Source organism: Pseudophaeobacter sp. 1A16562 (genome assembly GCF_041008785.1).
Classification (GTDB): domain Bacteria; phylum Pseudomonadota; class Alphaproteobacteria; order Rhodobacterales; family Rhodobacteraceae; genus Phycobacter; species Phycobacter gallaeciensis_A.
Map to the genome: position 1 here is coordinate 157,325 of NZ_JAXGFT010000001.1, position 13,894 is coordinate 171,218.

17 protein-coding genes are annotated in these 13,894 nt (G+C 64.1%); 3 read left to right on the plus strand and 14 right to left on the minus strand.

All coding sequences use genetic code 11. The features are described 5' to 3' along the window. Positions 1-4: 4 nt before the first annotated feature. From pal to ruvC, 11 genes are all read right to left on the minus strand, one after another. Positions 5-511, minus strand: a complete 507-nt coding sequence (pal, locus tag SM764_RS00735; protein ID WP_065272677.1) for a peptidoglycan-associated lipoprotein Pal — start codon at positions 509-511, stop codon at positions 5-7. Between the two features lie 106 nt (positions 512-617). Beyond that, positions 618-1,958, minus strand: coding sequence for a Tol-Pal system beta propeller repeat protein TolB (gene tolB / locus SM764_RS00740; protein WP_369000760.1), 1,341 nt, complete (start codon positions 1,956-1,958; stop codon positions 618-620). Further along, on the minus strand, positions 1,955-3,100 hold the full coding sequence (locus SM764_RS00745; RefSeq protein WP_369000761.1) for an energy transducer TonB: 1,146 nt from the start codon (positions 3,098-3,100) through the stop codon (positions 1,955-1,957). Before SM764_RS00745 ends, tolB begins: the two co-directional genes overlap by 4 nt. 15 nt (positions 3,101-3,115) lie before the next feature. Continuing rightward, a complete protein-coding gene (tolR, locus tag SM764_RS00750) occupies positions 3,116-3,634 on the minus strand; it encodes a protein TolR (RefSeq protein WP_369000762.1) in 519 nt (172 codons plus the stop codon). A gap of 3 nt (positions 3,635-3,637) precedes the next feature. Further along, on the minus strand, positions 3,638-4,333 hold the full coding sequence (gene tolQ, locus SM764_RS00755) for a protein TolQ (protein WP_369000763.1): 696 nt from the start codon (positions 4,331-4,333) through the stop codon (positions 3,638-3,640). A gap of 107 nt (positions 4,334-4,440) precedes the next feature. Beyond that, a complete protein-coding gene (gene ybgC / locus SM764_RS00760) occupies positions 4,441-4,827 on the minus strand; it encodes a tol-pal system-associated acyl-CoA thioesterase (RefSeq protein ID WP_369000764.1) in 387 nt (128 codons plus the stop codon). Between the two features lie 67 nt (positions 4,828-4,894). Continuing rightward, positions 4,895-5,452 carry an RNA 2',3'-cyclic phosphodiesterase gene (gene thpR / locus SM764_RS00765; protein ID WP_369000765.1) on the minus strand — a complete coding sequence of 186 codons (558 nt, stop codon included), beginning with the start codon at positions 5,450-5,452 and terminating at the stop codon, positions 4,895-4,897. A gap of 15 nt (positions 5,453-5,467) precedes the next feature. Continuing rightward, a complete protein-coding gene (locus tag SM764_RS00770; RefSeq protein ID WP_369000766.1) occupies positions 5,468-6,127 on the minus strand; it encodes a hypothetical protein in 660 nt (219 codons plus the stop codon). Between the two features lie 338 nt (positions 6,128-6,465). Then, positions 6,466-7,497, minus strand: coding sequence for a Holliday junction branch migration DNA helicase RuvB (ruvB, locus tag SM764_RS00775; protein WP_347509079.1), 1,032 nt, complete (start codon positions 7,495-7,497; stop codon positions 6,466-6,468). A 137-nt stretch (positions 7,498-7,634) separates the two neighbouring features. Beyond that, the gene (gene ruvA, locus SM764_RS00780) at positions 7,635-8,327 is read right to left on the minus strand and encodes a Holliday junction branch migration protein RuvA (protein ID WP_369000767.1); all 693 of its coding nucleotides are present in this window, start codon (positions 8,325-8,327) and stop codon (positions 7,635-7,637) included. Continuing rightward, on the minus strand, positions 8,324-8,821 hold the full coding sequence (ruvC, locus tag SM764_RS00785; RefSeq protein WP_065272667.1) for a crossover junction endodeoxyribonuclease RuvC: 498 nt from the start codon (positions 8,819-8,821) through the stop codon (positions 8,324-8,326). The genes ruvA and ruvC overlap by 4 nt, the downstream gene beginning before the upstream one ends. 349 nt (positions 8,822-9,170) lie before the next feature. Here ruvC and SM764_RS00790 point away from each other — a divergent pair, with 349 nt between their 5' ends. Then, positions 9,171-9,389: a DUF1127 domain-containing protein gene (locus SM764_RS00790; RefSeq protein ID WP_065272666.1), complete on the plus strand. Its 219-nt coding sequence runs from the start codon at positions 9,171-9,173 to the stop codon at positions 9,387-9,389. A gap of 163 nt (positions 9,390-9,552) precedes the next feature. Here SM764_RS00790 and SM764_RS00795 read toward each other — a convergent pair whose 3' ends face one another. The 3 genes from SM764_RS00795 to SM764_RS00805 form a co-directional block, all read right to left on the minus strand. Continuing rightward, positions 9,553-9,897 (minus strand): hypothetical protein, encoded by a 345-nt coding sequence (locus tag SM764_RS00795; protein ID WP_274827725.1) that lies wholly within the window; start codon positions 9,895-9,897, stop codon positions 9,553-9,555. Between the two features lie 110 nt (positions 9,898-10,007). After that, positions 10,008-10,880, minus strand: a complete 873-nt coding sequence (locus tag SM764_RS00800; protein WP_065272664.1) for a 50S ribosomal protein L11 methyltransferase — start codon at positions 10,878-10,880, stop codon at positions 10,008-10,010. A 100-nt stretch (positions 10,881-10,980) separates the two neighbouring features. Further along, positions 10,981-12,216 carry an MFS transporter gene (locus tag SM764_RS00805; RefSeq protein ID WP_369000768.1) on the minus strand — a complete coding sequence of 412 codons (1,236 nt, stop codon included), beginning with the start codon at positions 12,214-12,216 and terminating at the stop codon, positions 10,981-10,983. A 129-nt stretch (positions 12,217-12,345) separates the two neighbouring features. On the opposite strand from SM764_RS00805, the gene SM764_RS00810 reads away from it, so the two are divergent. Together SM764_RS00810 and SM764_RS00815 are read left to right on the plus strand one after the other, a co-directional pair. Continuing rightward, positions 12,346-13,407: a YeeE/YedE family protein gene (locus SM764_RS00810; RefSeq protein WP_065272662.1), complete on the plus strand. Its 1,062-nt coding sequence runs from the start codon at positions 12,346-12,348 to the stop codon at positions 13,405-13,407. A 97-nt stretch (positions 13,408-13,504) separates the two neighbouring features. Further along, positions 13,505-13,882, plus strand: coding sequence for a COG4315 family predicted lipoprotein (locus SM764_RS00815; RefSeq protein ID WP_369000769.1), 378 nt, complete (start codon positions 13,505-13,507; stop codon positions 13,880-13,882). Positions 13,883-13,894 lie beyond the last annotated feature (12 nt).

A 13,894-nucleotide genomic window follows, 5' to 3' on the forward strand; every position in this document is an offset into this window, starting at 1 on the left:
CGCCTTACCCCGTCAGGCCGCTGGCCAGAACGGTCACGGCGCGGCGGTTCTTGGCATAGCAGCTTTCGGCCGAACAGATCTCAAGCGGGCGTTCCTTGCCATAGCTGACGACCTGGATACGGTTGCCCGCAACCCCTTGGGAAATCAGGAACTCCCGCGCCGAATTGGCCCGACGCGCGCCAAGCGCAAGGTTGTATTCCCGGGTGCCCTGCTCATCCGCGTGGCCCTGGATCGTGACGTTGTAATCTGTATTGGTCAGCAGCCACCCCGCCTGCCCGCGCAGGACCTCTTCGGCGGCAGGCGACAGGCTGGACTGGTCGACAGCGAACAGCACCCGGTCACCGATGGCCTGCTGGAAATAAGCCGGGCTAGTGGGGTCTGAAACCGATCCCGCTGCACCGGCACCCGCGCCGCTGCCATCCCCGAACCTGGTGTCGTCCCAGGAGGCGTTGCTACAGCCAGCAACCCCGAGGGCCGCGACCACCAGAAGTGCCTTTTTGAAACCGCTCATGCTCATTCCCTACCCCTTTACGTTTCTTGCTGGCAGCCTACCACATGTCGGATCAGGCAGCCATGCCGGTATTTTCCCCTATGACCGTCGTTCTACGGTCCGGGCCTCAGTTCTGCAGCGGCGACCAGGCCGGATCCGATGCCCCGTCAGGGGTGCGGACCGGCTTCAGGTTGCGCCCAGTGATATCCACCGAATAGAGCAGCGCCCGGCCGCTCGCCCCCTGGGTTTCGCGGGTGAACATGATCACCCGGCCATTGGGCGACCAGGTCGGCCCCTCATCCAGGAAGGACGCCGTCAGCAGGCGCTCCTCGCTGCCATCGGTGCGCATGACGCCGATATGGAAACGGCCTTTGCTTTGCTTGGTAAAGGCGATGAGATCGCCGCGCGGCGACCAGACCGGGGTGCCATAGCGCCCGGTGCCAAAACTGATCCGCCGCGCCGCGCCTCCCGCTGCGGGCATCACGTAGAGCTGCGGCGCGCCAGAGCGGTCGCTTTCAAACACGATCTGGCTGCCATCCGGCGAATAGGACGGCGCCGTTTCGATCGACGGTGCGTTGGTCAGGCGGGTGCGTTTTCCGCTGGCGATATCCATGGTGAAGATGTCGGTATTGCCGCCTTGGGACTGTGAATAGACCACAGTGCGCCCATCGGGGGCGAAACGCGGAGCAAAGCTCATGATGCCATCGTCCGCCGACAGGATGCGGCGCTGCACCTTACCCACGTCCAGCACGTGGATCTGCGGAAAGCCGGTCTCGTAACTGGTATAAAGCACGCGGTCGCCGGTAGGCGAAAACCGCGGCGCCAGCACGATGGCATCGCTGTTGGTCAGATACTGCACATTGGCGCCATCATAATCCATAATCGCCAGCCGTTTGCGGCGGTCGTTCTTGGGGCCGGTTTCAGACACAAATACCACCCGGCTGTCAAAATAGCCGCCTTCGCCCGTGATCCGGCTGTAGACGGCATCGGCCACCTTGTGCGCCATGCGCCGCCAGCCATCGGTGGTCCCGGAAAACTGCAACCCGCCGCCAAGCTCCCCTTCGGAAAAGACATCATAGGCGCGGAAGCGCACGGTCAGACGCTTTCCCTTGACGCTGACTGCGCCGGTGATCAGCGCCTGCGCATTGACGGCCTTCCAATCGGCGAATTTCACAGCGTCGTCAAAGGCGGCAACCTTGGAAATATGCGCCGAGGCCGGAACCTCGCGGAACAGGCCAGTGCCGCTCAGATCCGCAGCCACCACCCGGGCAATCTGCGCCGCGTATTCGCGCGCTGCCGGGTCGTCTGGAATGAAATCGGGCACCGCATAAGGCAAGGGCTCGATCACGCCCTGATCGATCTCGATCCGCAACGGCCCGTTTTGCGCCAAGGCAGACCCGTTCAACGCCAGAACGGCGCCGCAGAATGTCAGGCCAATCAGAGCCAGGCGTGCCAGATAGGTCTTCATTTGATCCGCATCCTTTCGGGATTGAATGTCATCTCAATATCACGCCATTGCGCATATTTTTCAGGGGGAAGTTGAAATCCTCGTGAACCGCAGCGGATAATTGCCCGCCGGGCGGCCTCATATGCCTGTTTTGCCGCCGTTGCCGAGCCGCCGGTGCTGGACAGCATCCGGATCGAGCCGCTGTCGGGTTTGCCATCCTGCGCGAGGGTGACACCCACGACCACGGTGGTCTTTAGCGCCTCGGTCGATAGCGAGCCGACATTCCAGCATTGCGACACCGCGACCCGCAGGGCGTCTTTTTCGCCCGAGGTCAGCGGCGGGCCAGAGGGTTCCGGCGCCTCAACATCCGCGCCGCCGGACAGCGCAGCAGCCAATGCATCCTCCACAGCAGAAGGGTCCACCTGCGGCTGGGTGTCTTCGGTCTCAACCGGCGTCGGTGCCGCTTCAGGCTCCGGTTCCGGCGCCGCCGCGCGACGTACCGGACGCCCACGGGGCCGCAGGGACTGTTCAGGCGCGGTCACGGTCTGCTCGTCGCTTTCGTTCTCTTCGGTCACGATACGGTCGCTGGCGGCCTCGGGGGCGGTGGCCTCCTGGACTTCCTGCTCTGTTTCGGCGCCAACGTCGGGGGCGACTTCGGGCTGTTCGATCTCATCCACTGCCGTGTCCGGCTCGGGCGGGGCTACTGGGACCGGGGCGACCCGGTCCACCGGGCGCTGCTGCTGAACTTCGGGCTGCGGCGCCACCAGCGCCGTTGTCTCCGGCGGCTCGGGCACGCCGGGCGCCGTGTCCGGCACCTCTGGCTCAGCAGGTTCCGGGGGCTGTTGGGGCGTTTCTGCTACCACCGGATCGGGGGTTGGCGGGGACAGGGGTTCGGGCGTGGGGGTCTCCGGCTCTGGCCGCTGTTGTGGCGGCAGCGACACCTCAGGCGCGGCGCTCTCTTCCGGCGGCTGCAGCGTGCTGGCATCGGGCGCCACCTGCGGCGCCTGCCGCGCCTGGCTGAGGCGCTCGAATTCCTCGGCGCTGATGAGAGAGACCTCCTGCACCTCGAACGGCAACGGCTCGGACGGGAACCAGGCGCCAAATGCGACCCAGCTCAGCAGCAGCCCATGCCCCGCAAGAGAGATCTTGGTTCCGGTCTGCACGCGTCGTGCCCCCGCCTATTGATCCGGGCCGCTGCCCGACCCGCCATCTGCCGCACCCGCAGGTGCACCATCCAGCGCCGGACCGCCCACGTCGGTCACCAGACCCACGTTGGAAAAGCCGCCCGCATTGAGCGCGCCCATGATCTGCATGACATCGCTATAGGCAATCGCCCCATCGGCGCGCAAATAGACCCGGTCAGAGCTGCGCTCAGCCGCGATGGCACGCAGTTTGATCACCAGGTCATCTCGCGCGACCGAGGTGGTCTGGATCTGGATATCGCCGCCTGCGGTCATAGTGACGGTCAACGGCTCTTCCTCGTCGCCGGGCAAGGCGCCGGCAGCGGTTTTCGGCAGATCCACCGGCACGCCCACCGTCATCAGCGGCGCTGCCACCATGAAGATGATCAAGAGTACCAGCATCACATCGACAAAGGGCGTGACGTTGATTTCGGCCATCGGCTGCACCCGGCCGCGACGGCGGCCCCGGCGGCGCCCGCCCGATCCCGAAGACGACTGTTGAACAGCGGCGCCCATGGCTCAGGAATCCAGCTGACGGCTGAGAATGGTAGCGAATTCATCGGCAAAGGCTTCATAGCCGCCAAGGATCCGGTCACTGTCCGCGCTCAGCTTGTTGTAGAAGATCACCGCCGGGATTGCGGCCAGAAGGCCAAGGCCCGTTGCCATCAGCGCCTCGGCAATACCCGGCGCGACAACGGCAAGGTTGGTGTTCTGCTGTTCGGCGATTTCGATAAAGGCGGTCATGATACCCCAGACGGTTCCGAAAAGACCGATAAAGGGCGCCGTAGAACCGACGGTGGCCAGCACTGGCAACCCGCTTTGCAGGGTTTCTGCCTCCTTGGCGATGGCCACATCCATCGACCGGTCAATGCGCGCCTGCGCGCCGGGGATCAGCCCGCCATCGCTGCGATGGCTGCGGCGCCACTCTGCCATACCAGCGGCAAAGATCCGCCCCGATGGCCCGGCCGGATCCGGCCCCAGCTGATCGAACAGCCCGTCCAGCGGCTCACCAGACCAGAAGGCGGTTTCGAAATCCGCCGCTTCGGCCCGTGCCTTGCGATAGTTGATGATCTTCTGGATGATGATGCCCCATGACCATACCGAGGCGGCGATCAGCATCAGCATCACCAGTTTCACGGTGATCGTGGCCCGCGCGAATAGGCCCCACATAGAGAAATCAATCTCCTGCGCCAGCGCCAGAGTTTCTGCTTCCATTTGCCTGCTCTATCGTTTCCGGCCATCTGCCTGCGGCCTTGATTGAGCCAACGCTAGCGCAGTTCACACGGAAATGCCAATGAAACAGGCGTGACAGAGGCCTCAGGCTAGAGCGATGCGCGAATCTCTGCCGGCAGGCGCGTGGGACGACCATCCGCCGCGGTAACGCAGACCGCCGTGACCACCGCCTTGAACAGAGGCGTATCGCCGCGCCGAACCAGCTGCCGCATCGTAAGCCGCGCCCCGGTCAGCTTCTCCACCTCGGTCTCCACCATCAGCTCATCCTCGAACTTGGCAGGCGCCAGGTAGTCGGCTTCGATCCGCTGCACCACCCAGATAATGCCCGCATCACGCATGGCGTTCTGGTCATTGCCAAGCCTGCGCACCCAGTCGCTGCGCGCCCGCTCGATATAGCGCAGATAGTTGGCGTGATAGACGATCCCGCCCATGTCGGTGTCTTCATAGTAGACCTGCACCGGGAATTCATGCGTCATGATCTGCCCTTCCTCGCGATTGCCCGCACCCTAGGGCGCGCGCCTCAGAGCAGCAAGCCCCGGGCCTTTATGACGCTCCGGGATCTTCCAGAGGGTAGTCCGCCAGCACCTCATAGCGCGCGCCATCCGGCGTCAGGGTCGAGCGGAACAGCGCCATATGGTCGATCTGCACCTCCGGCAGCGAGAAATCCCCCTGCGCCTGCAGGAAGGCGCCAAGGCGCTGCGCCTTGTGCTCCGGCATCTGACGGGCAAATCGCGCCAGGGTGATATGCGGGCGGAACCTTTCGCGCGGCAGGTCGATCTCCGCCCGCTCTGCTGCCCGCCGCACCTGATCGCGCAACCGGGACAGGTCGAGATCCGGTGCAACCGCAGCAAAAAGAATACGCGGCATACGACCGCCAAACAGATCCAGCCCGGTGATCCGCAACCTCAGTGGCACCGCCGCAATCTGCGTCAGCTCTTCATGCAGCAGCTGCAGTGCGAAATCGGGCTGATCATCCAGAAAGGCCAGCGTCAGATGCAGGTTGTCCCCAGGCACCACGCGCCCCACCGGGATCTCTTCCTGCAGGGTCTCCAGCGCCAGAATGGTCTCTTCCGGCAGTGGCAGCCCGACAAAGGCCCGCATGGCGCTGCCCCCCCGTTACTGAACCGGTGTGTCTGGCAGCGGCGCCTGAAGACGCGCAAACAGGCGCAGCGCGTGCGAGGTATCATCCGCAGCCACCGGCATCATCCGGTCATAGGCGGCGGCGATCACCCCGGCGATCTCCGGACGCAGGATGGTCGCGCCGGTTTCCGGCAGCACCGCCAGCGGGGACCTATCGGCAAAGGCGCCCTCGCCCCACATCAGCATCACCTGCACCGCCTGCGTCAGCGCCAGGGTTTCCGCAGGCATCCGCGCCATGTCACCCTTCATCCGCAGGAAGACGAACCCGGCCTGGATGGCACCCTGATCATCAAACCGAAAGGCGCGGTACTGGCTGGCATCCGCCGCCTTGAGCCGCCCCACCAGAGGATCCAGATCCGGGATCAGACGGCCCAGATCCGGAACTTCCAGAAGCTCATCCCACTCGCGGAAGAAAAAGAACATCAGATTGGCGCCCAGCTCGGGATCGGTCTCGGCCATCTGGTGCCCTGCCAGCGTCACCACGGCTTCGAGCGCGCCCTTGACGGTCTTCAGCGTCTCCTCTTCGACACCAAAGACGATAGGTGCAATCGGTCGGCCCCAGCGGGCAAAGGCATAGCCGCCGCCGGGGCGGGAAAACAGCGCTTCGATCTGCTCCGGTGTCAGGTTCAGTGTCATGATGGCGGCTCCGTCGGTCATCCCAGTCTCGCATCGGGGCCGTCTATGCCTGCAAGAAAGCTGAACGGCAAGGGGCAGCTCCCGCGCCCGCAGGACCCCGGCTGCGCCGATGATCCTGACCGGCCTTGGGCCCGGCGCCGCTGTCGCGGCGCGGTTGCACCATCCGCGCACGCCCCCTTTTTCGGGTCAAGGGACGCGCCAGCGGCCACGCGGTACGCGTGGTTCACCCTTGAGGCGGAAAAGGGGAACACACAATAGAAAAGGTTCCTGAGGGACAGATCTGTCCTTCAGGAACCTCTCAGCAGCTTCTCGCGCCGCGGCAGCGGCGCCCCGCCCCTTCAGGAAAACAGATCGCTTTGCGATTTCGGCGGTGCAATCCCCAGATGCGTCCAGGCCTTCTGCGCCAGCATCCGGCCACGCGGCGTGCGCTGGATCAGCCCCTGCTGCAACAGGAAGGGCTCGATCACCTCTTCCAGCGCATCACGGCTTTCGCTCAACGCCGCCGACAGGGTTTCGATACCCACCGGGCCGCCCGAATAATTCTCGGCAATCAACCGTAGGTAACGGCGGTCGGCACCATCTAGGCCCAGATTATCGACACCAAGCCGGGTCAGCGCGCCATCGGCCAGCTCCCGGGTGATGGTGCCATCGCCCTCGACCACCGCAAAGTCCACCACGCGGCGCAAGAGCCGCCCGGCGATCCTGGGGGTGCCGCGGGCGCGCCGCGCGATCTCCCGCGCGCCGGCCTCATCCGCCGGGGCGCCCAGCTTGCGGGCGTTGCGGGTGACGATCTCGTGCAGCTCTTCCACGGTATAAAACTGCAGCCGCGTGGGAATGCCGAACCGGTCCCTGAGTGGCGTGGTTAGCAGGCCCATCCGGGTGGTGGCCCCAACCAGAGTAAAGGGCTGCAATTCGATCCGCACGGTGCGGGCCGCCGGGCCTTCACCAATGACGAGATCCAGCTCGAAATCCTCCATCGCCGGGTAAAGCACCTCTTCGACCGCCGGGTTCAACCGGTGGATCTCGTCAATGAACAGGACGTCCCGCGCCTCCAGATTGGTCAGGATCGCGGCCAGATCGCCTGCCTTGGCCAGCACCGGGCCAGAGGTCATGCGGAAGTTGACGCCCAGCTCGCGCGCAACGATCTGCGCCAGCGTCGTCTTGCCAAGGCCCGGGGGGCCGTGAAACAGCGTGTGGTCCATCGCTTCACCGCGGCGGCGGGCGCTTTCGATAAAGACACGCAGATTGGCGCGGGCTTCGGCCTGGCCGATGAATTCGCCCAAACCCTGCGGGCGCAGGGCGCGGTCGCCATCCCCCGCACCGTCTTCGGGCAGCGGTTCGGGACGCAGGGTGGGATCGGCGTCAATCATGTGCAGCCTGCCTGTCGGTTATCGCCCAAACCGTCTGGCCGTCAGGCCGGGCAGCGCCCGTCCGCCCCCCAGGGCGGGCGCTTCGCTTTCCGCCCACGGACGGGACCTGTCCTTCGTTCATAAAATCCATTCTTCGATCACCCTTTCGGCGCCAGCAGGCGGAGCGCGGCGCGGATCAGCTCCGCCTCTCCGGCCTCCGGCTCTGCCGCTGCGGCCTCGGCCACGGCAGCGGCTGCATCCGACGGCCCATAACCGAGGTTCCCCAGCGCCGACAGCGCCCCGGCCGAGGCCGCAGCCGCCCCGCTGGGCTGTTGCTGCTGTTTCTTGCGCGTGGGTTTCGCCGTGGGAGCCGGTTCGGCCGTTTCCACAACAGCCTCCAGTTCCGGACCCTCCATCGCCTCGGAGACTGTGCCGCCCATGGCCATCACGCCGGGCGCCTTGTCCTTCAGATCCAGAACGATGCGCTGCGCGGTCTTGGGACCGACACCTTTGGCCGCCTTGACCGCGGCCCAGTCGCCAAGCGCAATGGCGCGGCTGACCCCATCTGGCCCCAGCGCGCTGAGGATGGCCAGCGACACCTTCGCCCCGACCCCCTGCACCGAGGTCAGCAGCCGGTGCCATTCCTTTTCCACCAGCGAGGTAAACCCGAACAGCTGCATCAGGTCCTCGCGCACCAGGAGTTCGGTATAAAGCGCCACCGCCTCTCCGACACCGGGCAGCGCTGCCATGGTGCGATCCGAACAATAGACGATATAGCCAACACCGCGCACGTCGATCAGCACGTGGTCCTGAGCGCGGTATTCCAGCCGCCCGGTGAGTTTTCCAATCATGCCCGCACCTCCTTCAGGACCCGCTGCTGCGTGCCCCCGTAATAGGCGTGACAGATGGCAATCGCCAGCGCATCCGCAGCATCGGCGCCCTTGGGCGCGCAGCCGGGCAGCTGCAGTTTGACCATATGCAGGATCTGCCCCTTGTCCGCATGTCCGACGCCAACCACTGTCTTCTTCACCCGGTTGGGCGCATATTCCCCCACCGGCAGACCGGCCTTGGCCAGGGTCAACAGCGCAACGCCGCGCGCCTGCCCCAGTTTCAGCGTCCCTGCACCGTCCTTGTTCACGAAGGTCTGTTCGATGGCCGCCTGATCTGGACGGTAGGCCGCGATCACCTCGCTGACCTGATTGTGGAGCGACAAGAGCCGCTCTCCCAGATCATCCCCATCTGACTGGCACAACCCGTTCGCCACATGCGACAGGCGCGTGCCCTGCGATTCGATAACGCCCCAACCGAGGGTCCGCAGCCCCGGGTCGATTCCCAAAATCCGCATGCTGTGACCGGTCCCTGCTCATTGGTTCGAATTGTTTTGAAGATCCACTAGCACAAAAGGCGAACATATCCAAACGCTTTCGCCTTGGGCCGCCCAGGGGCGCGCACACCGGAGACGGCGCAAATCGGTAAATTCGGGTTCGAAAACGCCTTCTCGATGTCGGGCCGCGACATCCGCTGGCGTAAACACTGCAAAACGGAGGAGAGCCCTTATTTACAAGGCCAAAAGCCATGCAAAATTTGCATGGGGCCATGCAAAAATCGACCTTGCTGCCGACGGATTTCGCCTCTACCTGCCGATTAACGTCACACGGCGCATCACAGTAACACATACCCAAGAGGACGAGGATATGGCTGCATTCGACACCACCCGCACCACCTATGGCTCCGTCGGCCTGTTTGGCCGTATCGGCGGCCTTCTGACCACCACTCTGGCCTCTGTCGTGGCCTGGAATGACGCGCGTGTAACCCGCAAGGCGCTGTCCGGTCTCAGCGACCGCGAACTGGCCGACATCGGCATGTGCCGCGGCGACATTGACGACATTGCAGAGGGCAAGCCGGTCTTCTGATCGCCTCCCTTGACCTGACTGACGCTCTTTTTCCCTCAGGGCGCACAGTAAGACGCCGCGGACCACCCTGGTCTGCGGCGTTTTTCGTCTGAATTCAGGAATGTGTCCGCACCCGCCGCTGCAACCGATACAGGCGGGCAAGGAAAACGCGCGATATCGCTATTCAGTGCAGATAGGGGCGGAGTTTTTCTCCGATCAGCATGGACACCGGCTCGGCTTGCATCAGAAAGGCACCGGCCCGCTCGACCGCGACCCCTTTGGACAGGTCCGCCACCCGTGCGTCGTAGCTGGCGAACCCCAGCGCCGCCATCAGGAAACCCTTGAACAGGAAAAAGGCGCAGAGGAAAAACACCACCGCGCGCGGTGTGATCCGCGAGCGTATCTGGCGCGGTGCCACCACGATCAGACCGTCCGAGCGCACCCGGGCGGAATAGCCAGCAGACATGTCGTTGTGCTTGCCTTCAAGGCGCCGCAGACGCGCCTGGAATTCTTGATGTTGCTTGCCCATAACACGAGCCCCCAAAACCTACTGGCCCCCACCAGCGATTGAGGCAGTATGCGCGCGAAATGTGGCAAGTTTTGGGCAGATACTTAAAATAAGAGGTAAACTTAGCTCAATCAGCTCTCTTTCTGCAGCAAGAGCGTCGTCCATTCACCGATTTCATCCCGCCGCCGCAGGGTCAGACCGTTCTCTGCGTAGACCGCGATCACATCGTCCGCCTGCTCGTTGAGGATGCCCGACAGGATGGCAAACCCGTCCTTGCGCAGGTTTGCTGCGATATCCGGGGAAAGCGCCACAAGCGGGCCTTTCAGGATATTGGCAAAGATCAGATCATAGGGCGCCACCGCCTTCAGATCCGGGTGATCAAAGCCTGCGGCCTCAAGACAGGTCACCTGCCCGCCCATGTCATTGGCCTTGAGGTTCGCCTCGGCGACCTCGACAGCGACCTGATCGATATCGCTGGCCATGAACTGCCCGTCCCAGACCCGCGCCGCTGCCATGGCCAGAACCGCGGTGCCGCAGCCGATGTCGGCCACCTTGGCGCCCGTGAAACCTGTGTCGATCAGATGATCCAGCGCCCGAAGACAGCCCAGCGTGGTGCCGTGGTGGCCGGTGCCGAATGCCATTGCCGCCTCGATCAGGAGCGGGATCTTGTCGCCCGGCACCTTATCCGCATCGTGGCTGCCGTAGACGAAGAATCGCCCGGCCTCAACCGGGGCCAGTTCGCGGCGCACATGGGCGACCCAGTCGGTTTCCGGCAGTTCGGAGACGGCAAAGGGTTTCGCCTCATGCATCGCTGCCAGCAGCGCAAGACCGGCCTCATCCGGGGCTTCGGTGAAATAGCCGCCAACCTCCCACAGGCCCGATCCGTCCTCGACCTCGAAGACACCGACACCGGTCGGTTCCGGGGTCAGACGTTCCATCGCATCGCCCAGCGCCTCGGCTTTGGCTTTTCCGGTGAGGGTGGTCAGGGCGGTGAAAGTGGGCATGGCGGGTCTCCAGGATGTGCTGTACAGCGCCTAGGCCCCGCAGACGGTCCCGTCAAGCGTAAGGCGCGCAGGTCGACAGGCTGCCTGCCTCAGGCTGGCCTCACTCAGCCGGGGCGGCAGCGGTGAACTTGCTGAACACAGTCTCGTTGCCCGGCTCGGGATGGCGCGGGATCAGGCAGGCCAGCGTCAGCGAGATCAACGCCATCGCCGCCGCCAGACCAAAGACCGCCGCCGGAGAGATCACCCACAAAAGACCCAGCAGGACCGGCAGGAAGACGGCCGCGATATGGTTGATGGTAAAGGCAACCGCTGCGGTGGGGGCGATATCGCCGGGATCGGCGATCTTCTGGAAATAGGTCTTCAGCGCCAGCGCCAGCGCAAACAGCACGTGATCGATGACATAAAGCGTCGCCGCCAGAACGACGCCCCAACCGAACCAGTAGATGCCGCCATACATGGCAAAGACCACGGCCAGCCCGGCGTATTCAAAGATCAGGGTTCGCCGTTCACCGAACTTAGCGACAAACCCGCCCAGCAGCGGCGCCACGGTCATGTTGATCACCAGATTAATCAGGAACAGGGCGGTGACTTCATGCACCTCAAACCCGAACTTCTCGACCATCATGAAGCCGGCAAAGACGACAAAGATCTGCCGCCGCGCCCCGGCCATGAATTGCAGCGCATAATAGAGCCAGTAACGGCGGCGCAGGACCAGCTTCTTGACCTGCGGGTGCGGTGCCTCGAATTGCGGATAGACCATGAGGCAAACCAGCGCCAGTAGCGTCGTTACCCCGCCTGCGCTCATGAAAACGACGTTGTAGCTGAGGTTCAGCGGCTCCCACAGCAGGACAATCAACCCATAGACAACCAGCGTCGCCGCCGATCCAGCGGCCAGAAGCCAGCCCAGGATCTGCGGCGCCCGTGCCTTTGGCAGCCATTGCAACTGCAACGACTGGTTCACCGTCTCGTAGTAGTGAAACCCAATCGAGGACAGCATGGTGATGGTCAGGATCCCGCCCAGCGAGGGGAACCAGGCGGTCACCGCTGTCGCCGCACCGAGGAGCATCAGCGACACCAGCCCCAACACCTGTTCACGCACCAGCAGGATCACTGCGATCACCCCGATGGCCAGAAATCCTGGGATTTCCCGCACCGTGTGAAGCAGGCCGATATCGGCGCCGTCGAACTGAGCCACCTCGATGACAAAGTTGTTGAGCAGCGCATTCCAGGCATTGAAGGCAATCGGCATACATAGCGCCATGACGAACAACAGCGTGGTCGGGCGACGCCAGCGCGGCATGTTGCGCGCGGTCTCTATCGGGACGGGATTGAACATGGGTCAAGCATGTACGCCCCTTTGCCCGCTCTGGCGAGAGCAAAACCGCCCGTGCACATCTGATCTGCATCAATGCAGCGCCTCTGATTTATACATATTACGATGCGTGCATAGATCAGGAGGCGCGCAATGGATCTGGTTTCACTTGTAGAAGGCATCGGAGAGGCCCCGACGGCGGCCCTGTTCGGGTTGCTCACCGGTCTGACCTTTGGCGTTGCGGCGCAGCGCTCCCGCTTTTGCCTGCGCGCGGCCACGGTGGAATTCGCGCGCGGCCGGATGGAGGACAAGGTGGCGGTCTGGCTGCTGACCTTCTCTACCGCCGTGGTCTGGGTGCAGGCGGCGCAGCTTCTGGGACTGATGAGCGCAGCCGATGCGCGGATGATGGCAGTGCCGGGCAGCTGGTCCGGCGCGGTGATCGGCGGCCTGATCTTTGGCGCGGGCATGGTGCTGGCGCGGGGCTGCTCGGGGCGGCTTCTGGTGCTGGCGGCCACCGGCAACCTGCGCTCGGTCGTGTCCGGGCTGATCTTTGCCGTCGTGGCGCAGATGAGCCTTTCGGGCGTGCTGTCACCGCTGCGCGACCGGCTGGCCGGGCTCTGGGTGACCTCCGGCGGGCGCAACATGGACCTTCTGGCCACCTTTGGCCTGCCGGAATGGGGCGGTCTGGCCCTTGGCGCGGCGATTGCTGTGCTGGCGCTCTGGCTGTCGCGCCGCAACCGTATCGGCGCGGCGCGGCTGATCTTTGCCTCGGGCGTGGGGTTTGCCGTCGCCATGGGCTGGGTGCTGACCTATGAGCTCAGCCTCGTCGCCTTTGACCCGGTGCAGATCGAAAGTGCCACCTTCACCGGCCCCTCGGCCCATACGCTGATGTTCTTCCTCGACCGCAACGCCATTCTTGAATTCGACGTGGGCCTGGTGCCGGGCGTCTTTATCGGCGCGATGCTGGCCGCTGCCCTGTCTGGGGAAATGAGGATCCAGGCCTTTGACGGCGCTGTCACCATGCGCAAGGCGATGATCGGCGCGGCCCTGATGGGATTTGGCGGCATGCTGGCGGGTGGCTGCGCCATCGGCGCAGGCGTCACCGGCGGGTCGATCTTTGCCGGCACTGCCTGGCTGGCGCTGTTCTGCATGTGGATCGGAGCGATGCTGACCGATTTCCTGATCGATCAGCCGGGCCGGACGGTGACCGCATAAAAATTTGTAGGTCAGTGGGATTATTTCTCGCGCAGGCGCGTCTTATTATCTGCCGGTCGCAACGGACCGGTACGATCTTAGATGAAAGGACCAAAAGATGCGCTTCACCTTCCCTATCGCCGTTATCGCCGCAGCCATGATCGGTTCAGTCGTACAGGCGGCTACCGCGATCCAGAGCGGCGACAGCGCCAAGGGCGCGATCCTGACCGACGGCGGCGGCATGTCGCTTTATACCTTCGACAAGGACACAGCCGCCGTTTCCAACTGCTATGGCGATTGCGCCACAAAATGGCCGCCGCTGGAGGCCAGCAGCAAGGCCCGACCGCAGGGCGCCTTTGGCATCATCCTGCGCGCCGATGGCGCCCGCCAGTGGACCCACGAGGGCAAGCCGCTCTACACATGGTTCAAGGATGCCAAGTCCGGCGATATCACCGGTGACGGCGTCAAGGGCGTCTGGCACCTCGCCCGCCCGTAGGCGCGCCCCGGC